We start from the raw sequence: 23859 nt of genomic DNA on the forward strand, positions 1-23859 counted from the left end.
TTTCTACTGAATTCGAATTCTTGGATCAACAATACTCATTACAATATCAGAAATTAAGGTTCCGATAAGGGTTGCCAATCCCAAAATCAACACGAGAGCGGTAATAACGGAATAGTCACGTTGAATGATACTATCAATAAATAATTTTCCAATTCCTGGGAAAGCAAAAATCTTTTCAATAACGACTGATCCGGCAATCAAAGCAGTAATTTCATAACCTAATTGAGAGGCAATTGGTAATGCTGCATTTCTAAAAATGTGTCGATTAAAAATTTTATTCGTTGGCACTCCTTTTGAACGAGCAGTACGAACAAAGTCCATGTTTTTAACATCAATCACTTCACTGCGCAAATATTGAATAGTGACCGCTGTCCCTAGCAACGCTTGAGTGACCCCTGGTAAAATTAAATGCTTCAGTTTATCTAAATAATACGGCCACGTTCCCTCAGCCAAACCAACAGTCACGGTTCCACTCGTTGGGAACCAGTCTAAGCGATACCCAAAAATAAAGAGCATAATCAAGGCAAAGATGAATAATGGTACGGCAAAACTGAAGAAGTTGTAGATAACCACCATTTTGTCAAACCATGAATTTTGGTAACGGCCAGCAATTAAACCGAAAGGAATGGCGATTAAATACGTGATTATAACTGACACAGCGGCCAATGCAATCGTATTCCCCACCCGACCAGCAATGAGCGTGGACACAGGTAATTTAAAGATAAAACTATGACCAAAATCTCCATGTAAGGCATTGCCAATCCAACGGAAATATTGTTCGTACCAAGGATCATTTAACCCGGCAGCTTCGCGCATGGCTTCAATCACTTTCGGGTCTTGGTTCGGATTAATCAATCCTGTAAACGGATCACCTGGCATCATTTTAGCCAACAGGAAAATCAAGACACTTAAAATAATCACTTGCGGAATCATCAATAACAAACGGCGTAAAATTGTTTTCCACATTATTCAGCACCTCCATTTTTTAACGCTACTTGGTGGGTTGGACTAATCGAATGTAAGTTATAAACCCGCCCATTTTCATCATAATAGTCTTTATGATTTTCCCGATACTCTTGCTCAACTCTTCTTCGTTCTTCTTTGTGAGCTTCTCGGTTCGCTACGTCAATTTTAGGAATTGCTGAAAGTAAGCGTTTGGTATAAATGTGTTGTGGATTAGTGTAAATATCTTGGCGTGTACCGATTTCTACAAAACGGCCTTTGTACATAATGGCAATGTTGTCACACATATGTTTAACTACGCCCAAATCATGGGAAATAAATAAGTAACTTAACCCATATTCCTGTTGAATGTTTTTCATAAAATTCAATACCTGTGCTTGCACAGATAAGTCCAGTGCTGAAACAGGTTCATCTGCAATAATTAATTTGGGGCTGGTAGCCACCGCTCGGGCGACGCCTAAACGTTGGCGTTGCCCACCAGAAAATTCATGAGGATATTTGTACAACGCATCTTCTGGCATCCCCACAATGTCCAACAAACTTTTGACTTTTTTCTTTTCTTCTTGGTCACTTAACCGTTCAAAATTTCGAATTGGTTCGGCGATAATATCTAGTACTCGTTTTTTAGGGTTTAAACTTGACATCGAATCTTGGAAAATCATTTGGACATCTTTGTTGTATCCGATCGCTTTTCGACTTCGCGGCTTGGTTACATCTTGTCCTTGATAAATAATTTCACCATTTGTAATTTTTTCTAAACCAATAATTGCTTTTCCTGTCGTTGATTTTCCAGAACCCGATTCACCAACTAACCCATACGTTTTACCTTGTTCAATCATGAAATCCACACCATCAACCGCCAAAACATGATCAGTGATTCGATTGAAGAAGCCGCTGCGAATTGGATAATGAACTTTTAAATCTTTAATTTGAATAATTTCTGTCATTACGCTTCCCCTTCCCCGTCTCTAAAATGAAAATGTTTATAACATGTACAACGAACATAATGATTCGGTGCAACTTCATGTAATGTTGGATTTTCTTCATGTTCCGATGCATCAATCCAAGGAATTCGTGGGGCAAACCGACAACCTTTTCTAGGTAATTTGGTTAACGAAGGAACAATCCCTTCAATCACATGAAGTTCTTCTTCATCGGAATTCTCTTGGGGAATGGACTGAAGTAAGGAACGTGTATATGGATGTTTCGGATGACTAAACAATTCTTCAGCAGTGGCTACTTCTACAAACTGACCCGCATACATAACCGCTACACGATCAGCCATTTCCGCAACTACACCTAAGTCATGGGTAATTAAAATAATGCCGCTTCCCGTTTCTTCTTGTAAATCTTTTAACAAATCGAGAATTTGTGCCTGAATGGTAACGTCTAAGGCCGTTGTTGGTTCATCTGCAATTAAAATCGGTGGTTTACACGCGATTGCAATGGCAATAATCACCCGTTGGCGCATGCCGCCAGACAATTCATGAGGATACTGTTTCCCGACACGCTCTGGGTTGGGAATCCCCACTTGATCTAACAGTTCAATGGCCCGTGCTTGTTTTTGTTGTGCAGTCATTTTGGTATGATACGTGAGACTTTCTTTAATTTGGTCTTCAATTCGCATGAGCGGATTCAGTGCAGACAACGGATCTTGGAAAATCATCCCAATATCGTTTCCTCTGACTTTGTTGTACAATGTTTCATTAAACGTAGTTAAGTTTAAATTGTTGTATAAAATTTCCCCAGTAATTTTGGTATGATTGGGATCATGTAAGCCCATAATCGTTGTTGCTAAGGTACTTTTTCCACAACCAGATTCTCCGACGATTGCCAGAATCTCATTTTTCTTCAATTCAAATGAAACATCATCGACGGCATTATAATAATCATCTTTGATTCTAAATGCTGTTTCTAATCCTGAAACCTCTAATAATTGTTCATTTCCTTGCATCCATACGCACCCCTTACGTCCTTTCAAAAACATTATATAAATTAACTAATATTTAATGATAGCACTTTCTAATTTTTATCAATGTTAATTTACAGCTCATTGTTTTTTCATAATTTTATAGAATTATTCCATAAAAAGCAAGATAAAATAACTTTTTTCGCAGTTATTTTTTTACATGTATGATTTTTTTTACAAAAATATGTGTAAAAATAGCCTTATTGCTTAATAAAATAACCATTATGTACGCAAAAAAAGTCGATTAACAGGAATGTTAATCGACTTTGTCTTATTATTTTTTATGAATTACTCACAATATAATCTACAGCGGCACCAACTGTTTCAATTTTTTCTGCATCTTCATCTGAAATCTCTGTTCCAAATTCATCTTCAAGTTCTAAAACAAACTCCATTACGCTAATTGAGTCAGCGTTCAAATCATCTTTAATGTTTAATTGATCTGTTACTTGATCCGCTTCAATATCAAAGTGGTTTGAGATAATCTTCGCTACTTTTTGAAGTACTTCTTCACGAGTCAACTGTATTCACCTCCACTGCTTTTGAAAAAAGGTTCTTTCTTTTACTAAAACGCTAAGATACATTGTACTCACAATTTGGGTATTTGTCCATCTTTTTTTCATTTGAGTAACAAACTGATGTCAAGACAATTGCAAATTACTCTGCTTTGCCTTCATAATATTCCACTAATTGTGGGACAACTTGGGTTTCTAACATTGTATGAATTTGACGAATGGTGTAGCGGACGGCATCAGGACCCGTGGCCCCATGCGTTTTAATGACTGGCGCTTTTAAGCCAAATAAAACCGCTCCCCCATGTTTTGAGTAGTCCATTTCGTCTTTCATGCCACGCAACGCATTCTTTAATAATAAGGCGCCCATTTTTCCTTTGACACCTTCAGAAAGAATCGCTGTTTTCAGCAAGCTCATCATGTTCATAGCTGTGCCTTCGATAGATTTTAAAACGGCATTCCCTGTGAAGCCATCTGTCACCACCACGTCAGCTACGCCATTTAATAATTCTCGTGCTTCAACGTTTCCGACAAAATTAATCGTTTCATCTGCTGCTAACAATTCGAAGGCTTTTTTCGTTAATTCACTGCCCTTTGTTTCCTCAGTTCCGTTATTTAATAGACCGACACGAGGATTCTGAACGTTCCGAACTTTTTCAGCATAGAATGAACCTAAAACGGCATACTGAACCAAATGTTCTGGTTTATTGTCTGCATTGGCTCCTAAATCTAACATGTCAAACCCTTTGTCTGGTTCTCCCATGACAGGTAAAGTTGACATCAAACCGGGACGTTCCACATTTTTGATGCGGCCGACAATGAAAAGACCCGCTGCTAATAGCGCTCCGGTGTTGCCTGCAGAAAAAATCGCATCGGCTTCCCCATTTTTAACTGCTTGCGCTGCTAAAACCATGGAAGCAGTTTTCTTACGACGGATTGCCTTCACTGGCTCATCGTCACTAGCAATTTTTTCATCGGTATGAATAATCGTAATGTTTTTTTCATCGGTGATGTATTTTTTTATTTCGGCTTCTTTTCCATATAATTGAAATTCAATGTCTGGGAAGTCTTGTTTGGCTAGCATAACCCCTTCAACAATTGCTTGTGGGGCGTTATCTCCACCCATTGCATCTACAGCAATTTTCATGAGTGATTCCCTCCTACTTTTTTGTTTCCTAACAAGTATAACATATTTTTTTCAAAGAAATACGTATTGGCTTTTACTTTCTGGCTTCAAAAATTACCTCTTCTAATCGAAAAATTGGGCTTCCTCATCTTGGGGTTTCACTCGATTGGCTAAGCCTTGATAAGCAGGATATTGCCACCACTCTTTCACTTTCCATAGGGCACTTGCTTCTTGGCGCGCAACTTCTAAAATGTTAAAGTCCGTCACGATATCTCCTACCGCAAATTGAGGCACCCCTGATTGCCGTGCACCGAACACTTCCCCAGGTCCGCGAAGTTCCAAATCACGCTCACTCAAGACAAAACCATTGGTGGTTTCTGTCATGATTTTCATACGCTCAACGCCCATTTCATTTTTCGGATTGGCCACTAAAATACAATAAGATGCACTGGAGCCACGCCCCACACGTCCCCGTAACTGATGTAATTGTGCTAACCCAAACCGGTCCGCATCCATAATTAACATCACTGTGGCATTTGGTACATTCACGCCAACTTCAATAACGGTGGTAGAAACCAATAATTGCAGCTGATTGTCTTTGAACTCCTGCATAATGTCATCTTTTTCTTGGTTTTTCATTTTACCATGTAGTAATCCCACTTGATATCTTGGGGAATAAAAGCTTTGCATATGTTCAAAAATTTCTGTTGCGTTTTTCACATCTAAGGCTTCTGATTCTTCAATCAAGGGACAAATAATATAGGCTTGATGTCCTCGAGCCAGCTCTTTTTCCATCCATTCTAAAACAGTATCTAACTGCGGCGGCCGAATCCAACGTGTTTCGATTGGAATCCGTCCAGCTGGCATTTCATCAATGATTGATACATCCATTTCGCCATAGGCTGTAATGGCCAGCGTTCGAGGAATCGGAGTGGCCGTCATAAATAGAACATCTGGTTTTAAGCCTTTTTCTCTTAATATTTTTCTCTGATTCACACCAAAACGATGTTGCTCATCGGTGATTACCAAACCTAATTGATGAAAACTGACATCTTGTTGTATCAAAGCATGGGTCCCTACCACAATGTCAATCTCGCCATTGGCCAGTTCTTCGAGAATTAGACGACGTTCTTTCGTTTTGGTGGAACCTGTTAATAAGGCCGTTCGCACTTCTAATGGATCAAACAACTGCTGTAAGCTTTCCATGTGTTGCTGCGCTAAAATTTCAGTCGGAACCATTAACGCCCCTTGAAAGCCAGCGGTCATGGTGGCGTATAGCGCAATCGCAGCCACTACCGTTTTCCCACTCCCCACGTCACCTTGAAGCAATCGTTGCATATGCTTCGGACTTCGCAAGTCTCGACAAATTTCATTGGTCACTTTTTTTTGGGCGCCTGTCAATTCAAACGGCAGTCCTTGGGTGAACGTTTTTAAGCGATCCACGTCATATTGAATAGCTAAACCATTTTTTTCCGCTTTTTCTTGTTTCTTCAATCCTTGCATTTTAAGTTGGAAAAGGAAAAACTCTTCAAAGACTACTCGTCGTTTAGCTTGATGGCTTTCTTCTGGATTACTGGGAAAATGCATCGCCCACATTGCTTCTTTTCTAGGCATCAAGCGGTACTTTTCTAATAAATCATTCGGTAAAATCTCTTCAACCAGTGAACCATACTCTTCAAAAGCAGTGCGGATTAACTGAACCAACGTGCTTTGGCGGACTTTTTTATTCACATGATAAATGGGGGCGAAATCTTCATTGTCTCCTTTAGAAGCTAAGATTTTCATGCCATTTAATGATTTTCTCTTGGCATCCCATTTGCCATAAACAGCAATTTCTTCGGAAAGAACTACTTTGTCTTTTAAAAAAGGTTGATTGAAGAAGGAAACATTAATGACCGCATGTTCTTGCATCATTCGAAACGTTAACCGGCTCTTCTTATAACCGTACCGACTAACGACTGCTTCCGAAACCACTAGCCCTTTTAGCGTAACTTTTTCCTGATCCTGAATCTCACTTAAATCCTTTTCTTGGATATCATCGTAGCGGAAGGGATAATACGTCAATAAGTCTTCAATTGTAGCAATCCCCAGTTCTTGTAAATTTTCAGCACGTTTTGGGCCAACACCGGGCAATACGCTGACTAAATCTGTGATGTCCATAAAATCCCCTCCTCATTAATATACGCAAAAAAATGGATCATTCATTAAATAGGCTGGTTCATTAGCCCTAACTAATGAACCAGCCTATTCGTTTTTATTTTTTCATCACGAAAACCTATTCTGCTGAGAATAAGTATGGATATACAGGTTGTCCACCTTCATGAAGTTCTGTTTCTAGTTCATCGTTTTCAGAAACTAAAATAGCGATTAGCTTTTCAGCTTCTTCAACCGAGCCATCTTCGCCGACAATAATTGTCACGATTTCAGTGTCTTCATCAATCATGCGGTTCAACGTGTCTAATGATGCATTAAAACGATCTGCTTCAGAAACGACGATTTTACCATCAATCATTCCTAAGAAGTCATCTTTTTTAATTTCAACGTCATCAATGGTTGTGTCACGAACAGCTGTGGTTACTTGACCACTCACAACGCTGTCTAACATTTCCGTCATACTTGCTTTGTTTTCTTCTAATGATTGTTGATCATTGAAAGCTAACATTGCTGTCATTCCTTGAGAAATGGTTTTAGATGGAACAACCGCTACTGGTACATCGGCAACTTCTGCTGCTTGATCAGCCGCCATAAAGATGTTTTTGTTGTTTGGTAAAATAATGACTTGCTCTGCATTCACTTCTTTGACTGCTTTTAAAATATCTTCCGTACTTGGGTTCATTGTTTGGCCACCACTAATAATGTAGCTTGCACCTAAACTTCGGAATAATTCTTGAACGCCTTCACCGGCTGCAATAGCAATCACAGCAAACGGTACGCGAACTTTTTCAGTCAACGCTTCTTGCTGAGCATCGCGTTCAACTAACGTTTCATGTTGTAAACGCATATTGTCTACTTTTATTTTTACTAACGAACCAAATTTTTGGCCGTAGTTCATCACTTCACCTGGATGCTCAGTGTGTACGTGAACTTTGATAATTTCGTCATCGTTAACGACTAATAGAGAATCGCCTAGTTCATTTAAGTAGTTTCTGAATGTTTCATAATCAAAAGCGCTGTCCACGGTTGGGCCTTCGCCGATACGAACCATAATTTCTGTACAATAGCCAAATTTAATGTCTTCTGTCGCAACGTGGCCACTAACACCACGGTGATGTTCAGCATTAACCATTTCGTCCATTTCGGCAGGACTTGGTTCATACGTTTCAGTTGGTAAAAATTCACCACTAAGCGCTTCTAAAAATCCTTCATAGATAAATAGTAGTCCTTGACCCCCACTATCTACAACGCCGACTTCTTTTAGGACAGGTAATAAATCAGGTGTTTTCGCTAAGGCACGTTTAGCACCTGCTACAACAGCTGTCATAACTTCGATACAGTCATCTGTTTCTTTCGCTTTACGTTCACCAGAACGCGCCGCTTCACGAGAAACAGTTAAGATTGTTCCTTCAACGGGTTTCATCACTGCTTTATACGCTGTTTCTACACCATGTGTAAATGCAGCGGCCAAGTCTTTGGCGTTTAATGTTGTAACCTCAGGAATTTGTTTTGAGAAGCCGCGGAATAATTGAGATAAAATAACCCCAGAATTTCCACGAGCACCCATTAATAACCCTTTGGATAACGCACCTGCTAATTCTCCTACTTTTTCAGAGCGAGAATCGGCCACTGCCTTTGCACCACTGGTCATTGATAAGTTCATATTTGTTCCTGTATCACCATCGGGTACAGGGAAAACGTTTAATGAGTTGACATATTCTGCATTTGTGTGCAGACGAGTCGCACCTGCCTGGACCATTTCCTGGAACTGACCTGCGCTGATTTCTGTTACATTCACCTAAAAAATCCTCCTTCAGATTTACCGCTAACGGCAACACACGACTTTCTTGTGCAATTGCATCGTTGACAGTACACTACCTCTAATCCGGTAATACACGAACTCCTTGAACAAAAACGTTAACTGAATTCGCAGTGACACCTAATAATGTTTCAAGATTATATTTTACTTTTTCTTGGACGTTACGAGAAACTTCAGAAATTTTTGTACCATAACTAACAATCGTGTAGACATCCACTGCGATTCCGTTGTCTTCTTGACGAACAACGACACCACGTGAGTAATTCTCACGACGTAAAATATCGTTTAAGTTATCTTTAATTTGATTTTTGCTTGCCATTCCGACAATTCCGTAAATATCTGTCGCAGCTCCGCCAACTACTGTAGCGATCACATCATTGGTAATCTCAATGGTACCTGCGGGTGTTTGAATTTTTACAGCCATTGATGAAAGCCTCCTTATAAGAGCACATTCGCCCTATTTTCTTCCATAACATTTTATCATATCCAGCCTTTAATTAAAAGGAAGTTCGTCAGATATTATAGACCCTTCCTCATAATTACCAACATTTGTACAATTTACAACGTTTGTCGTGCATTGTCAATGCAGAAAAAGACAAGATTCGACTTGGTTCATTGAATCTTGTCTGCTGATTTTGTTTCAACTGTAAATTAAGTAAGCCTAGGAATTTATTACATCGTTTCAAAAATCTTTACGTTATTTAAAAAAACAGCTGACAAATAATTAAATGCCATCGCACAGGCGCCTAATATAATAAAACCAACTAAATAGACGTTCTGTGGCATCTGTAATTCTTGTAATGTAACAACTTTAAATATATCGATATAGCTGTAAGGAATAAATTTTTTCACATTAGTAAGTAGTTCGCTTTGTGCCACTAATGTATAACCAAAATAGGAAATAATTACAATTCCTATTGATGCTAGCGATTTTTTGACGAGAGCACTAATCATTGTTAGGAAAGAACTCAGAAAAAAAATAACCACTAAATAGTAAGGAATAAAGCGAAATATTAATTCCCAGACAGTTATCGTAGAATAGCCTAATTGTTCATTACCGATAATCAGTGGATAATCCCCTGTATTGAAACCGTTGAGAATTCCAGCAACTAGAAAAACAAGTCCTGCACTCCCCAGTAAAAGAGCAAAACTTAGGAACGTATTACTGAGATTCTTTTTTAAAATCAGTTGTTTAAAACCTTGCAACACGGGAGCATAGAGATAAAAACTTTTATTTTCAAAATCTCGTGAAAGGCTGTCACCCATTAAAACGATAAATAAAATAATAACTAAGACCGATGAGAGAAACTGACATAACCCGATTAAAAAAGGAAAAGCTCTAATCGGCAATCCAAGGTCCATTTCAAAGTCCAGTTTTCTTTTATTTAATTCTGTAATTAAAAGCTGATCATTTTCCAAACGAATTCTTTCTTGTAAAGAATCTTGCCCTTGCACAGATTGTGAATTCAAAAGGATATCCTTCTTCTTACTTTCCAAATTCCAATATGTTTTGTAATTTTTTGTTGCCAAACTATCTAACTGTTTTTCTAAAAGATTTAGCATTTTTTCTGTCGATGCAATATATTCTTGAATAAATTGTTTTGTCTTATGATCAATCGAAGCTTGTTGCTCATCATTTTTAGCAGTTTTTATCTCTTCTGATAGAATAGTAATATTTTCTTTTATGCTATTTTCACTATTTATTGCAAATGTTCCCACCATTCTCATTGCCGAAAATAATTGCAAGGTACATAATAAGAAAAAAACAATTGCAAGGATGCTATTTTTTTTATTTTTCAAACTTTTCAACAATTCAAATTTCATGGGCTCCCCCCTCTATCAAGTTTTCATATAATTGATTCAAATCTAATTCTGATTTGTTGCTATAAATTTCTACTTTCTTGTCATAAACAAAGGCAATCCTGTCCGATATATCACGGACATCATATAATTGATGGGAGGACACTAAAACAAGTTTAGTTTTTTTCAACTTTTTCATTAATTGAATCGTTTTTCTTCTATTTATTGGATCTAAGCCATTCATCACTTCATCGAAGATAATAATTGGCGTATCCAAACTCACTGCTAAAACAATCAGCAAGAGCTGACGCATTCCTAAAGAATAGTTACCCACTTTTTTCTTTAATATCTCTGGTACAGCATAATAAGCAAGTAATTCATACGCTTTTTGTAATTGCTTTTCATTTAATAATAAAAGATGTTCTTCTCCACTTAATCCATCCACTAAAATTGTATCATTCAAAAAGAAACTAACTTTGCCTACGACATCGAAGGTATTGCTGACTTTGGTCCCAGCCAAATGAACAGTTCCTTCATCCACGGGGGCCATCCCTGCAATTATTTTCAGTAAGGTACTTTTCCCAGCACCATTTGGCCCCACAAATGATATCAGTTTCCCCTTATCAATAGATAGTGTCACATTTTTTAAAACCTCGTTATTTCCGTAACGCTTGCTTATGTTATCAAGTTCAATCATTTTATTAGCCTCCACCAAAATGTTATGTAAGCGGATACAGAATAGCTTAAAAAATCCTGTATCCTGAGAGCTGATTTTTTCCTATCACTACCTGTAGCTGTAATAATAAGCAGTTGTTTTCGTTTTATAGATTCCGTTCGAACCCCAATATGTGCCTTGACCACTGCGATAACAATATTGATTATAATAAATTGTTCGCCAATAGTTATCAATACGAAAAATATTTCCAGCCAAATTATAATTATAGACCATTGAGCTCTTCACTGTAGTAGCCATTGAAGCAGCTTCTACCTTTCTTCCAGAATAAAACAAGCTCAAACCTACCAATAAGAACATCGCAACAATTATTTTAAGTTGTTTTCTTTTCATAGACTTTCCTCCTAATTACTATCAGCTCTTAGAATAAACTTAGCATAATTCTTAAATAAAATACCCGTTTTTTCTTAAACGACTACTAAAAAAGCCTACTTGTATTTTATATTCCGTTCTATTAATTTTAGTTTTAATTGTTTCATTCCTCGTACCGAGACTAAGCAAATATCCTCGTTGCTCATTCTAACTAATCGGTCTTTTATTGATACTTGTTTTATATGGTTTAAATTAACCAGAAAAGATTGATGACATCTACATAGGATTTCAAACTCTTTTTCAAAGTCCCTTAAGGTTCCATAAATTTCAAAATACTCAGTTGCTCGATGAATAACTATTTTATGCGGAATATCAGAAGATTCTAAATATAATATTTCTGATAAATCGACAGTTCTTATTTGATGTTTTTCTATTAACTGAACTGTTCCTCTGAATAAATTTATTTGTTTAAAACGTTGATTTGCGACTCTTATGCACTCATGCACCCTTTTTTTCAATCGTTCTTTTTCCGTTTCTGTAATAAAATCCATTGCCTCTAGCTTATAATCATAGGATTTCCTTAGAAAACAAGGATTACTTGCTAAAAATACTAATTTACTGAAACCATCATCCAATTTTCTAACTGCTATCGCTGCTTCTAAACTATGTACATCTTCATTCTCTTCAATTCCCCAAAAAATCAGCCTCGGTTTTAGAGGATTTTTTTGAATATAAGTAATGACTTCGGAGCCCTCATTAACAGATAAGACGATTTTCATTTCAAACTTTTCTATCAGTATCAAACGAGGAATCCATTTCTCCAGCCATTCTCTGCGCCTTTTTTGTTTTTCACAAATAATTATTTCAATCATTCCAGTTCTCCTTTCACGTTTCTAATTAAATTCTAATCTAATTAGTAATTTCCTGTCAACTTTGTTCTAGACTTGTGGTTTGTTGAAAAGCTAATTTTATCACTATCAACTAAAAATCTTCTTGCAAATCAGTGCCTAATATGATAAATTAAGTTAGTATGAGCTGAATATTATCGCTCCAAGATCAAGGCAAAGGAGGAAACTTAAAATGGCAAAAGTATGTTACTTCACTGGTCGTAAGACTTCAAGTGGTAATAACCGTTCACATGCGATGAACTCAACAAAACGCACTGTGAAACCTAACTTACAAAAAGTTCGCGTATTAATCGATGGTAAACCTAAAAAAGTTTGGGTGTCAACTCGTGCTTTGAAATCTGGTAAAATCGAACGTGTTTAATAAACTTAAATAAGCAAAGCTGGACGTTCGTTGTTCGGCTTTTTTTATTGCAAAAAAAAAGAGGTTGGACCTTCAGCAAAGTGCTGAAGGTCCAACCTCTTTTTACTTGTCTTTACTTTGAATAACTGCAATCATCCCTGCATCGAAGGAAAAAGCAGCGGCTTCTTCGATAAATTCATTACTTGCATACGATGTTGGGTAAGGAACATCTTGATTGGTTAATAAATATTTACTGCGTCGTAGCGTCAAGTTTTCTACAGGCGTCAAACAGCAGTAGGCCAGATATTCTTTATCTGGCTCTTTCGGTACGATATACGAACCAGGGGCGTAATACTGGATGCTATTTTGACGATCGCATAGACGGATTTGGCGAAGTACGCCTTGAAATCGTGGTTCAAAGGGTAACCAAAGATTGGCTAACAGGTGGTCAATTCTGCCCCCTGTCGCACCGATAATCGTCATCTCTGCTTGTGGAAATCGTTGTAAAGCTTCTTGCAGCGCTAATTGTGTATCTGTATCATCTTTTTCAGCAGGTGCTTGAATGAGTGTTTCGGCAGTTTCTTGGACAAAATGGTATTCTTCTCGTGATAATGAATCAAAATCGCCCACCGCTAATTGTAACGGTAAATCGGCCTCTAATAAATGGAGACAGCCGCGATCAATACCTACGAAATAATCATACGTAGCTGGTTCAATGGTTGGCCAATCACTTGGATTACCCCCAGCTACCAGTAAGACACGACTCATTTGTCTAGCACTGCTCTCAGTGCATCGATTCGTTCTTGAGGATTTTCAGCATTATAAATGTAGGAGCCTGCAACAAACACTTCCGCACCAGCTTCTTTGCAGCGTGCGGCAGTTTCAGGAACAATCCCGCCATCGACTTCAATTTCATAGGTGTATCCTTTTGTTTCTTTCCATTCTTTTAATTGAGCAATTTTTTCTAGTGAGTTTTCAATAAATGATTGTCCGCCAAAGCCTGGATTGACAGTCATTACCAAGACTTGGTCTGCTAAGTCTAATACATTTTCAATCATCGAAAGTGGTGTCCCAGGATTGATGGTTACGCCAGCTTTCACACCCGCATTTTTAATCATTTGTAAGGCACGATGAATATGGGGTGTTGCTTCTTGATGGACAGTAATAATATCCGCACCAGCTTCCGCAAAAGCATTGATATAATTTTCAGGTTGTACAATCATCAAATGAACATCCAATGGTAGTTTTGTCACTGGACGAATCGCTGAAACGATATTCGGTCCTAAGGTAATGTTGGGCACAAATTGACCGTCCATGACATCAACATGAATATAATCTGCTCCTAATTCTTCTACTAAACGGATATCTCTTTCTAAATTGGCAAAATCGGCACTTAAAATGGATGGTGCTAGTTTCATTTGGCTCGCTCCCTTTATATTTGCTATGATTTTTTCTTATAAACAGGTCGTCGATTCTCGATTTCCATTAAAAACTGTAAATAATTTTCGTAACGACTCGTCGCAATGGTTCCCGCTTCCACTTGGCGTTTCACTTCACAGCCAGGTTCTTTGTGGTGCATACATTCACGAAACTTACAGTGAGAGGCTGCGGCAACAAATTCAGGAAATTGCTTTGGTAATTCCACTGCTTCCATCTCCAAGAAATCGATGGCACTAAATCCTGGTGTATCAGCAACCAAACCGTCGTATAACGGAATCAACTCCACGTGACGGGTCGTATGTTTGCCCCGTCCTAAAGATTGGGAAATTTCCGCAGTTGCTAGTTGTAATTCTGGTGAAATTTGATTCAACAATGTTGATTTTCCAGCGCCTGATTGTCCCATAAAAACAGTCAACCGTTCTGGGAAAAAGCGTTCTAATTCTTTGGTGGCTTCTACGTCTTCCGAAGCGATTACCGCATAACCTAACGCTTCATAAATCTGTTTAATTTCAGTGACTTCTTGACGTTGCGGCTCATCTAATAGATCAACTTTCGTTAAATAAATAACTGGTTCTATATCCTTATACTCTAAGCTGACTAAGAAACGATCCAACAAATTAAACGAAAAATTTGGCGAAACCATACTCATGACAACCACGCCTAGATCCACATTTGCAACAGGCGGGCGCACTAATTCATTTCGTCTTGGTAAAATTTCCAACACATAACCATCTGTTAAATTATCGCTTTCAAAAAGTACTTCATCTCCCACGAGTGGCGTAATTTTTCGATTACGAAAATTCCCTCGCGCTCTTGTTTGATATGTTTCTCCATCTGCGTATACATAATAAAAACCGCTTAACGCTTTTCTGATTTGACCTTTCAGATAAACCACTCCTAACTACTTTCGAATATACAGGATAGTGGCAGAGAAATCAAGGGAGCCTCTCGATTCTATTAATTAAAAAAGAGCCTAGGACATAAGTCGAAATGACTTACCTTCCTAGACTTAAATCTTAAGATAAACGGCGGGACAGGAGCAGCTTCTTCAGAAATAAGCCGAAATTCCTCGAAAGACGAAAAGCATCTTTCGGAAATTTCTTCTTATTTCTTGAAGCTAAACACTCCTGTCCCAACCTCTTGTCTTAATTACTCGTACTACTTTCACTAGTGGTGCTTTTTGAATCATTTGCTTTTGAATAATAAACTGTAACAGCGTCGCCTTTTTTGACTTTGCTGCCAGCGGATGGGCTAGTTCGTTCAACGACTTGGCCATCGCCAGAGCCAGATAATCCTTGTTCATTGATTTTAAGGCCAGCGTTATTGATGCTGTCTTCTGCAGCTTTTGGCGAATAACCTGAAATATCGGGAACAGTTACTGAGTCGCTGTCTTTGCTGACATGTAAAGTAATCGTGTCATTTTTCGGATCAACAGCGGTACCAGAAGCTGGTTCTTGACTAATCACGGTATCTTTTTCAACTTTGTCGCTTTCTTCGTCCACTCGTTTTATTTGAGATTCTGGGATACCTAAAGCAATTAAGCGACTTACCGCATTATCATAAGAAATTCCGCTATAATCAGAAAGTGTCACTTTGTCGCTACCTTTACTTACATATAATGTCACTTGACCATTTTTAGGTACTACGGTGCCCCCTGGTGCGGGGTCTTGCGTAATGACTAAACCTGGTTCTACCGTATCGCTTGCTTGGTCGACACGCGTAATTTGAGATTCAGAAATACCTAATTGTGCCAGTGCATTTACTGCATTTGTGTAAGAATAACCGGCGTAACTAGGCAAAGTAACCGCTTCTGGTCCTTCACTGACCGTTAAAGTGACGTTGTCTTTTTTCGGATCAACTTTTTTACCTGCAGCTGGTTTTTGTTTAATAATGTTATCTGTAGACACAGAATCACTGTATTCTTTTTTCGTTGTAATTTGGTCTTCTGAAAACCCTAGTTTTTTCAAGGCTTCGACAGCAGATTCATACGATTCCTTTGTATAATCGGCCATCTCAATTTTTTCTGTTCCAGAGCTGATATATAAAGTAACAGATCGGCCTTTTTTCACAGATGATTTTGCTTCGGGGTCTGTTTTGACCACCTTGCCTTCTTCAATCTTATCGTCGGGAATTTTTTTGGTTTCACTATCGACTTTCAGCCCGGCACTTTGTAGCGCTTGTGAAGCGGCCGCTTTCGTTTCATTTGTAACATCAGGAACTTCAACGTCTTTACCGCCCGACATTGCAAAGGCTAAGCCACCTATTGCTAAAGCAATTAATGCCGCAATTGCTAAGCCAATCCACAATTTTTTGCGGTTTTTCTTCGGTGGTTGTTCAGCTAAAATGTCATCTGCGATATCTTCTGGAACTTCGACAGGCGTTGTCTCTTCCGGTTCAGCGATGTCTTCGGGAATCGGAGTTAATACTTTCGTTTCTCCTAATAAAGCCGTTGGTTCCCACGCAGGTTCGTTTAAACGACTGGCTGACAAGGACGTGTATAAGTCTTCTGCCATCTCATTCGCTGTTTTGTAGCGATCGCTTGGGTCTTTTGCGGTTGCGTGACGAACCACATTTTCCAATGATTGAGGAATCCCTGGATCAAACATTTTGACAGAAGGAATTTCTTCTTGAAAATGTTTTAAGGCAATCGTTACGGCTGATTCACCATCAAACGGTACATTCCCCGTTAACATTTCATAGAGAATAATTCCCACAGCGTAAATATCTGATTGGTTAGTCGCCATGCTTCCGCGCGCTTGTTCTGGCGATAAGTAATGCACCGAACCTAACATTGTGTTCGTTTGCGTAATTGACGTTTCTGACAAAGCAATCGCAATCCCAAAGTCAGTAATTTTGACTGTGCCGTGTTCGTCAATCAGAATGTTTTGCGGTTTTAAATCCCGGTGAATAATTCTATGTTCATGTGCCATTGCGACAGCAGATAAAATTTGTTGCGTAATGTCCACAACTGTGGAATAAGGGATTGGGAAATGCGTTTGGATGTAACGTTTTAAGTCCATTCCTTTCACATATTCCATGACTAAATATTGTAGTCCATCTTCTTCGCCTACATCGTACACACTGACGATATTCGGGTGAACCAGCTCAGTTGCGGCTAGTGCTTCACGCTGAAAACGTCGGATGGCGGCTTGATCGTTTTGGAAGTCAAAGCGCAAGACTTTTACTGCAACGTCTCGGTCTAAAATTAAATCGTGTGCTAAATAGACGTTGGCCATGCCGCCGCTTCCGATGCTGCCAATAATGTGATATCGACCATTCAGCTTCTTGCCGATTTCTATCATTGGTTTTCCTCCTTCTGTTCGTCAAAGTGTATCACTAACACGGTAATGTTATCTAAACCACCCGCTTCATTTGCTTGGGCAACGAGTTGGCTTAATTTGGATTCTAAGGGATCTGACGTCTCTAAAATTTCTAAAATTTTTGTCTCAGGAACCATATTGGTTAAACCGTCCGAACATAACAGTAAATAGTCATTAGGCAGCCATTCATGATTGGTTACATCGACTTCGACAGTGCCAGGCATTCCCAAAGAACGTGTTAGGACATTTTTTCGTGGATGATTTGCAGCCATCTCACGAGTAATCTCCCCTGATTTTACTAGTTCATTCACTAAAGAATGATCTTCTGTTAATTGTAACATGTGTTGGTCACGAACTAAATAAGCACGACTATCCCCCACATTTGCTAAGACAAATGAATCCGGTAAAAGAATGGCACCAACCACGGTTGTCCCCATTCCTAAATACTCTGGTTTCGATTGTCCGCGTTCATAAATTTTTTCATTTTCCTTTTGAATTGCTTGAATTAACCACTGTGCAGATTTTTCAGCTGAGTCGACAGACGCATTGGACCAACTCTCACCTAAATTATTGACTGCCATTTGGCTAGCGACATCACCTGCTTGGTGACCACCCATGCCATCTGCTAAAACAGCAAAGGTTATGTGTTGTTGGTTCTCAAAAACGTTGGCATAATCTTGGTTCGTATTTCTTTTGCGACCGACATCTGATTGAACGTTGATTTCCAAATTATTTCACCTCATTTGAACTAACTTTCCGCATACAGCAAATAAAGAAGCCATCTGTCATGTATTGATGGGGATACAGAACCAGTTCTTGCTCTTTTACTACTGCTTGGACGTTTTCATTTGCAACAATTTCAATTTTTTCAAATTCAGGGTGTTTGGCTAAAAAGGCTGCCACTACTTCCTGATTTTCTTCTGGCGTAATAGTACAAGTGCTATAGACCATTATACCCCATTGTTTTAGTGTTGGGGCAACACTTTCTAAGATTTCTAACTGAATTTTAGGTAAATTTTGAAAATCATTGGCCGTTTTATGGTATTTAATGTCTGGTTTACGGCGCATTAGCCCTAAGCCTGAACATGGTGCATCAACTAAAATCCGATCAAAGGTTTCTGCGGGAAATTCTTCGGCCACTTGTCGCGCATCAAGCTTTTCTGCTTGGACGACTTCCGCCACATGGAGGCGTTGCGCATTTTCATTAATTAGCTTAATTTTGTGCGCATGAATATCTAAAGAAGTCACACGACCACCTGCTTCAGCCTCTAAAAAAGTTGCGATATGAGTCGTTTTGCCACCAGGAGCCGCACAAGCATCCAATACACGATGATGCGGTTCAATTTGCATCGCTGGAGCCACGAGCATAGAGCTTTCATCTTGAATGGTTAAACAACCGTTAATAAACAGTTCACTGCCAGCTAAGTAGCCTTTTTCAGCGACAACACCATAAGGGGAAAGTTGACTTTCCTTCGCGGCAATCCCTGTTTCTTGTAATTCTTCCAGCGCTTCTTCTCGTGAAATAAACCGTGTGTTTACTCGGCCACTCGCATGGCTTTTTTCAAATAATGACAAACCCAACTGCCGTGTTTCTTCTTCGCCTAATTGGGCAAGTAATTTTTCTGTTAACCAACGTGGCATGCTAATTTCCGTTGCTAAACGATCAACTGGATCGCTAATTGCGGCCAAACTAGGTGCTCCATTTCGTTGGAACGCCCGCAGCACGCCATTCACGAATTTACCAATCCCAGGATTGCCACGACGTTTGCCAATTTCAACCGCTTCATTAATGACTGCATGATCAGGCACTTTATCTAAATAAAGTAATTGATATAACGATAAAATCAATAAATTTTTCACCCAATTATCGACTTTTTGCGGTTTCTTAACAAATGGTGTTAAGTAGTATTCCAACAATAATTTGCGACTAATTGTGCCGTAGACAAGTTCTGTAAACAAGCGGCCATCTTTCTCGCTTAGTTCTGATTTTGTCATCATTTCATTAAGTAAAAGATTGGAGTACGCCCCACCTTTATCCACACGTTCGATGGTTTCTAAAGCAACGTATCGAACAGAACGTTTTAATTTCTTGGGGATTTTTTCAGCCATTTTTGTTAGTCCACCTTATCTTTTTCTGCGACATTTTGACCAACGCCATTTAAAAATTCTTGAATCGTTAATTGACCTTTACCTGCTGGTTGCAGGCGATCAATTTGAAGAACTGTCCCTTCGCCACAAGCAATCCATAGCGCTTTTTTACTACGTTGGATAATCGTTCCTGGGGCGCTGGTTGTTGTTTCAGTCAGTGGTGTCACTGCCCAAATTTTCCAGTTGGTCCCTTGATAGGTTGTGAACGCTGTTGGCCAAGGACGCATACCACGCACTTGGTTATCAATTGCCTCAGCAGTTTTTTGCCAGTCAATTCGTTCTTGTTCTCGAGTAATATTGGGTGAAAAAGTAGCCTCTTCTTCCACTTGTGGAATAGGCGTAATTTCGCCAGCAATTAGCTTAGGTAACGTCTCTAATAAAAGTTCTTTTCCTAGAATGCTTAATTTTTCAAACATGGTGCCTACATCATCTTGTTTCGTAATCGGAATTGCACGTTGCGATAAAATCGCGCCAGCATCCATTTTTTTCACCATTTCCATAATCGTGACGCCTGTTTCTTTTTCTCCTTCAATAATCGAGTAATGTACAGGTGCGCCGCCACGATATTTTGGTAAAAGTGAGGCATGGACATTAATCGCACCTAGTTTGGGCGCTTTTAAAATTTTCTCTGGTAAAAATTGTCCAAAGGCTGCTGTCACAATTACATCTGGTGCTAAGTCAATCACTTTTTCCATTTCAGGAGAACCTGAAATTTTCTCTGGTTGTAAGACTAATAAGTTATGTTTTAAAGCTGCTTCTTTGACAGGCGTTGGGGTAATCACTTTTTTTCGGCCAACTGGTCGATCTGGTTGCGTGACAACCGCTTGAACGTCATAGCCTGCCTCGATTAAACTTTCTAAAATCGGAACCGAAAAGGCTGGTGTGCCCATAAATACAATTTTAGTCATCAAAATGTTCCTCCATATACGCTTCTAAATCTTCTGGTGCAATTTTCTCAATCATTTTGTCGATAAATAACTCGCCATTCAAATGATCAATTTCGTGTTGAAAAGCTCGAGCTAAATAGCCGTAAGCCGTAACTTCCATTTCTTCACCTTCACGGTCAAAATAACGGACAGTCACTTCATCTGCTCGTTCAACGGTTCCATATGTTTCTGGAATACTTAAACAGCCTTCCACATCAATACTGGTTCCTTTTTTTTCAATAATCACAGGATTAATTAGTTCAAAACGACCAGATTCTTCATCGATTTCAATCACTGCCATTTGCAAATTTTTACCAATTTGCGGGGCTGCTAAGCCAATCCCATCATGGGCCAGCATTGTTTCATACATATCCTCTAGTAACTGCACAATTTCATCGGTAATAATCGTCACAGGTTGAGCCTTCATTTTTAAGTGTTCGTTCGGGTGAATCACAACTGGATAGCGCATAAGTGCTCCTTTCAAAGCTGTATTTTTTAAATAAAATTCATGGGTTCTGCATCAATGGAAAGCTTTAAGCCACGAGCCGTTGCTCGTTGTGTATCGGTTAAAATTTCTTTCAATAATGGTTGAAGCATTGGTTCTTGTTTATACTTGATAATCACTTGATAAAAGTATCGATTATTGACACGCATAATTGCGTTGGGCGTTGGTCCCAACAAAATAGCTTGCGGCGATAAGCCTTGTTTTAATTTCGTCGCGATTTGAAACATTTGTTTCGCTGCTTCATTTTCTTCAGGATGGCTAGCCGTAATTTGGACCGTAAAATAGTACGGCGGATAATCCCCACGATGACGGATATACATTTCTTTTGTATAAAAATCTTCATAATCTTGGGCTTTTGCCAATTGTATCGCATAATGCTCGGGGTTAAAAGATTGAATGATGACTTCCCCCGGTTTTTCAGCGCGACCAGCGCGACCGCTGACCTGTGTCAATAATTGGAAGGTCCGTTCACTGGAACGAAAATCGGGTAAATTCAAGGCGGTATCAGCATTTAAGACACCGACTAACGTCACATTTGGAAAGTCCAGTCCTTTGGCAATCATTTGTGTGCCTAATAAAATATCCGCTTGTCCTTCACCAAATGTTCGCAAAATCTTTTCATGCGCACCTTTGCGACGGGTCGTATCAACATCCATTCGGAGAATACGACTGTCTGGTAACAACGTTTGTAATTCTTCTTCTACTTTTTGTGTGCCTGTTCCGTAGTAGCGAATTTTATCTTGGCCACAGTTAGGACAGCGATAAGGAATCCGTTCTTCATGTCCACAATAATGACATTTCATTGTTTTACTATCCATATGCAAAGTTAAGGAAATATCACAATTCGGACACGGCAACACATAGCCACAATCGCGACACATCACAAATGACGAATATCCACGGCGATTAAGTAGGAGAACACTTTGTTCGTTTTTCTCTAAGCGTTCTTGGAGTTTTTCTTGCAACGACATGGAAAAAGAAGAGACATTGCCATTTTCTACTTCTTGCCGCATATCCACTACATCAATCGTAGGCAAAGTTGCCGCTTGATTGGCACGCTGTGTTAATCGTAACCGCTGATAAACATTTTTTTGTGCGCGAGCGCGTGATTCCAAGGACGGCGTGGCACTACCTAAAACAACAGGGCAATGATGGTACTCCGAACGCCAAATCGCTAAATCTCTCGCGTGGTAGCGGGGGGTTTCTTCTTGTTTATAACTTGCCTCGTGTTCTTCATCAATAATGATCACACCGATGTTTTCGATTGGCGCAAAAATGGCAGAACGCGCGCCAACCACCACTTCCGCTTCTCCTCGTTCAATCTTCCGCCACTCGTCGTATTTTTCACCTTGCGATAAGCCACTGTGCATTACAGCAACATGTTCGCCAAAGCGACTTTTAAAGCGTTGCACCATTTGCGGAGTTAAAGAAATTTCAGGGACAAGCATAATGGCTGTTTTGCCTTGGTTAAGAACTTCTGCAATGACCTGTAGATAAACTTCTGTTTTCCCGCTTCCTGTAATACCTTCCAATAAGTAGGTTTGGCTTTGCTGTTCTTGGACCGATTGTAAGATTGTTTCCACAGCCACCTGTTGTTCTGCATTCAAAGATAACGCAGTCGTTTTTTCAAACGTCTGATTAGCAAACGGATCACGATACGCTTCTTTTTCAATGAACGTTAGCCAGCCGTTTTTGGCCGCTTCATTTAAAAGCGCGGTACTGAAACCTAATTCTTTCATTTCCTTCACAGCGGTGACTTTTTCAGTGCCCAAGCGTTGTAAATAGTAAAGAAGTTGCTCTTTCTTCTTAGCTCCCTTGCGTAAACCCAAACGAATTTCCTCTAATTGTTCAAATTCCTTAGCGGCTTGAATGAAGCGGACCATTTTGACTTTATTTCTCGTCGTAACTTCGTAGCGAATATCGACTTTTTGCTGTTTACGCAACGCCATTAGTTGAGGCAAAAGCCCACGTTCTTGCGCTTGGTCCCACGAAATTTCCTCTAAACCATAAAATAACTGATCTTGTAATTCTTCAGAAAGCTCATCCGTTAAATAAATATATTTTTGGTAATCGGCACGCATTACGCTAGGCAACATGGTTTGCAAACAAGTGATTTTAAAAGCAAACGTTTTTTCCTTCATATAATCAGCTAAAGCCAACATTTCTGTATTTAAAACAGGTTTTAAATCCAACACCGCCACTAGTTCTTTCAACTGAACATTGGTTTCGTCAAGAACCGTTGCAGCCACTGGTTCAACGGCTAGAACAAACCCTTGAACATGCCGATTACCGTTACCAAAAGGCACTTCTACACGCATGCCGACAGCCAATTGCTCATTTAAATTTTCAGGAACTAAATAAGTGAATGGTTGATCGGTTTGCATCGTTGGTACATCCACAATAACTTTGGCTACTTTTTGCATGGTGCGTCCTCCTTTTTATGTAAATTCTCTTTGCCTATTGTACTAAAGATTGACTGATTTGTCTTGTGTGTCTCGTTGGCACCTTTCAGAATAAACGAAGAGAAAGCCTCTGAAATAGACAGACGGCTTTCTCCATTCGTTGACAATCATTCAATTAATTTTTTTCGTCACGTAAACGGTTTTCTAATTCTTTTTGTTCTTGTTCACGTTGGCGTTTGCCTTCTTCACGTTCAATGCGTAGACGTTCGCGTTTTTCTTCAGGATTTGGATCACTGATCACTGTTCCTGCTTCGATTTCTTCTAACGCACGACCCACACTTTTTACAGAATCAAAGGATTCAACGGTTGGTTGAACACCTTCATCTAATTCATGCGCACGTTTGCTTGCTAAAATAACCAAAGAATATTTTGAAGGGACTTCTTTTAACAATGAGTCAATTGACGGTTTTAACATCATAAGG

At 39.2% G+C, this 23859-nt stretch carries 23 protein-coding genes; 1 reads left to right on the forward strand and 22 read right to left on the reverse strand.

The window, feature by feature from the left end:
- Nucleotides 1–3: 3 nt before the first annotated feature.
- The 12 genes from opp2B to IGM09_RS12125 form a co-directional block, all read right to left on the reverse strand.
- Nucleotides 4–966: an oligopeptide ABC transporter permease Opp2B gene (gene opp2B / locus IGM09_RS12070; RefSeq protein WP_002354943.1), complete on the reverse strand. Its 963-nt coding sequence runs from the start codon at nucleotides 964–966 to the stop codon at nucleotides 4–6.
- A complete protein-coding gene (gene opp2F, locus IGM09_RS12075; protein ID WP_002415658.1) occupies nucleotides 966–1910 on the reverse strand; it encodes an oligopeptide ABC transporter ATP-binding protein Opp2F in 945 nt (314 codons plus the stop codon). Before opp2F ends, opp2B begins: the two co-directional genes overlap by 1 nt.
- Nucleotides 1910–2950 carry an oligopeptide ABC transporter ATP-binding protein Opp2D gene (gene opp2D / locus IGM09_RS12080; protein WP_002367425.1) on the reverse strand — a complete coding sequence of 347 codons (1041 nt, stop codon included), beginning with the start codon at nucleotides 2948–2950 and terminating at the stop codon, nucleotides 1910–1912. Before opp2D ends, opp2F begins: the two co-directional genes overlap by 1 nt.
- 263 nt (nucleotides 2951–3213) lie before the next feature.
- Nucleotides 3214–3453, reverse strand: coding sequence for an acyl carrier protein (acpP, locus tag IGM09_RS12085; RefSeq protein ID WP_002354939.1), 240 nt, complete (start codon nucleotides 3451–3453; stop codon nucleotides 3214–3216).
- A gap of 136 nt (nucleotides 3454–3589) precedes the next feature.
- Nucleotides 3590–4591 carry a phosphate acyltransferase PlsX gene (gene plsX, locus IGM09_RS12090; protein WP_002354938.1) on the reverse strand — a complete coding sequence of 334 codons (1002 nt, stop codon included), beginning with the start codon at nucleotides 4589–4591 and terminating at the stop codon, nucleotides 3590–3592.
- 102 nt (nucleotides 4592–4693) lie between these two features.
- Nucleotides 4694–6730: an ATP-dependent DNA helicase RecG gene (gene recG, locus IGM09_RS12095; protein WP_016618587.1), complete on the reverse strand. Its 2037-nt coding sequence runs from the start codon at nucleotides 6728–6730 to the stop codon at nucleotides 4694–4696.
- A gap of 115 nt (nucleotides 6731–6845) precedes the next feature.
- The gene (locus IGM09_RS12100) at nucleotides 6846–8522 is read right to left on the reverse strand and encodes a DAK2 domain-containing protein (RefSeq protein ID WP_002354936.1); all 1677 of its coding nucleotides are present in this window, start codon (nucleotides 8520–8522) and stop codon (nucleotides 6846–6848) included.
- 82 nt (nucleotides 8523–8604) lie between these two features.
- Nucleotides 8605–8967, reverse strand: a complete 363-nt coding sequence (locus IGM09_RS12105) for an Asp23/Gls24 family envelope stress response protein (protein ID WP_002354933.1) — start codon at nucleotides 8965–8967, stop codon at nucleotides 8605–8607.
- Nucleotides 8968–9215: 248 nt separating this feature from the next.
- Entirely contained in the window at nucleotides 9216–10271 is a 1056-nt protein-coding gene (locus IGM09_RS12110) for an ABC transporter permease (protein ID WP_033625307.1), read from the reverse strand.
- Nucleotides 10272–10356: 85 nt separating this feature from the next.
- Entirely contained in the window at nucleotides 10357–11040 is a 684-nt protein-coding gene (locus IGM09_RS12115) for an ATP-binding cassette domain-containing protein (protein WP_033625190.1), read from the reverse strand.
- Between the two features lie 87 nt (nucleotides 11041–11127).
- Nucleotides 11128–11409 (reverse strand): hypothetical protein, encoded by a 282-nt coding sequence (locus IGM09_RS12120; RefSeq protein ID WP_002367429.1) that lies wholly within the window; start codon nucleotides 11407–11409, stop codon nucleotides 11128–11130.
- A gap of 95 nt (nucleotides 11410–11504) precedes the next feature.
- Nucleotides 11505–12260 (reverse strand): LytR/AlgR family response regulator transcription factor, encoded by a 756-nt coding sequence (locus IGM09_RS12125; protein WP_002367430.1) that lies wholly within the window; start codon nucleotides 12258–12260, stop codon nucleotides 11505–11507.
- A gap of 208 nt (nucleotides 12261–12468) precedes the next feature.
- Here IGM09_RS12125 and rpmB point away from each other — a divergent pair, with 208 nt between their 5' ends.
- Nucleotides 12469–12657 (forward strand): 50S ribosomal protein L28, encoded by a 189-nt coding sequence (rpmB, locus tag IGM09_RS12130; protein ID WP_002354928.1) that lies wholly within the window; start codon nucleotides 12469–12471, stop codon nucleotides 12655–12657.
- Between the two features lie 102 nt (nucleotides 12658–12759).
- Here rpmB and IGM09_RS12135 read toward each other — a convergent pair whose 3' ends face one another.
- The 10 genes from IGM09_RS12135 to rpoZ all read right to left on the reverse strand — a co-directional run bounded on the left by IGM09_RS12135 (nucleotide 12760) and on the right by rpoZ (nucleotide 23855).
- On the reverse strand, nucleotides 12760–13404 hold the full coding sequence (locus tag IGM09_RS12135; protein WP_002361010.1) for a thiamine diphosphokinase: 645 nt from the start codon (nucleotides 13402–13404) through the stop codon (nucleotides 12760–12762).
- Nucleotides 13401–14054 (reverse strand): ribulose-phosphate 3-epimerase, encoded by a 654-nt coding sequence (rpe, locus tag IGM09_RS12140; RefSeq protein WP_002354925.1) that lies wholly within the window; start codon nucleotides 14052–14054, stop codon nucleotides 13401–13403. The genes IGM09_RS12135 and rpe overlap by 4 nt, the downstream gene beginning before the upstream one ends.
- Nucleotides 14055–14077: 23 nt before the next feature.
- Nucleotides 14078–14971 carry a ribosome small subunit-dependent GTPase A gene (rsgA, locus tag IGM09_RS12145; RefSeq protein WP_002359046.1) on the reverse strand — a complete coding sequence of 298 codons (894 nt, stop codon included), beginning with the start codon at nucleotides 14969–14971 and terminating at the stop codon, nucleotides 14078–14080.
- Nucleotides 14972–15221: 250 nt separating this feature from the next.
- Nucleotides 15222–17378 carry a serine/threonine protein kinase IreK gene (gene ireK / locus IGM09_RS12150; RefSeq protein ID WP_113826092.1) on the reverse strand — a complete coding sequence of 719 codons (2157 nt, stop codon included), beginning with the start codon at nucleotides 17376–17378 and terminating at the stop codon, nucleotides 15222–15224.
- Entirely contained in the window at nucleotides 17375–18124 is a 750-nt protein-coding gene (locus IGM09_RS12155; RefSeq protein WP_002354922.1) for a Stp1/IreP family PP2C-type Ser/Thr phosphatase, read from the reverse strand. Before IGM09_RS12155 ends, ireK begins: the two co-directional genes overlap by 4 nt.
- A 1-nt stretch (nucleotide 18125) precedes the next feature.
- Nucleotides 18126–19505: a 16S rRNA (cytosine(967)-C(5))-methyltransferase RsmB gene (rsmB, locus tag IGM09_RS12160; protein WP_010707003.1), complete on the reverse strand. Its 1380-nt coding sequence runs from the start codon at nucleotides 19503–19505 to the stop codon at nucleotides 18126–18128.
- Between the two features lie 5 nt (nucleotides 19506–19510).
- Nucleotides 19511–20452 carry a methionyl-tRNA formyltransferase gene (fmt, locus tag IGM09_RS12165; protein WP_002383238.1) on the reverse strand — a complete coding sequence of 314 codons (942 nt, stop codon included), beginning with the start codon at nucleotides 20450–20452 and terminating at the stop codon, nucleotides 19511–19513.
- Nucleotides 20445–20939, reverse strand: coding sequence for a peptide deformylase (gene def / locus IGM09_RS12170; RefSeq protein WP_002371656.1), 495 nt, complete (start codon nucleotides 20937–20939; stop codon nucleotides 20445–20447). The genes fmt and def overlap by 8 nt, the downstream gene beginning before the upstream one ends.
- Nucleotides 20940–20965: 26 nt before the next feature.
- Complete coding sequence (gene priA, locus IGM09_RS12175; protein ID WP_010713714.1) at nucleotides 20966–23398, reverse strand: primosomal protein N'; 2433 nt, start codon at nucleotides 23396–23398, stop codon at nucleotides 20966–20968.
- 154 nt (nucleotides 23399–23552) lie between these two features.
- On the reverse strand, nucleotides 23553–23855 hold the full coding sequence (gene rpoZ, locus IGM09_RS12180; RefSeq protein ID WP_162782963.1) for a DNA-directed RNA polymerase subunit omega: 303 nt from the start codon (nucleotides 23853–23855) through the stop codon (nucleotides 23553–23555).
- Nucleotides 23856–23859 lie beyond the last annotated feature (4 nt).

The organism is Enterococcus sp. DIV0167, from assembly GCF_050541555.1.
Classification (GTDB): Bacteria; Bacillota; Bacilli; order Lactobacillales; family Enterococcaceae; genus Enterococcus; species Enterococcus faecalis.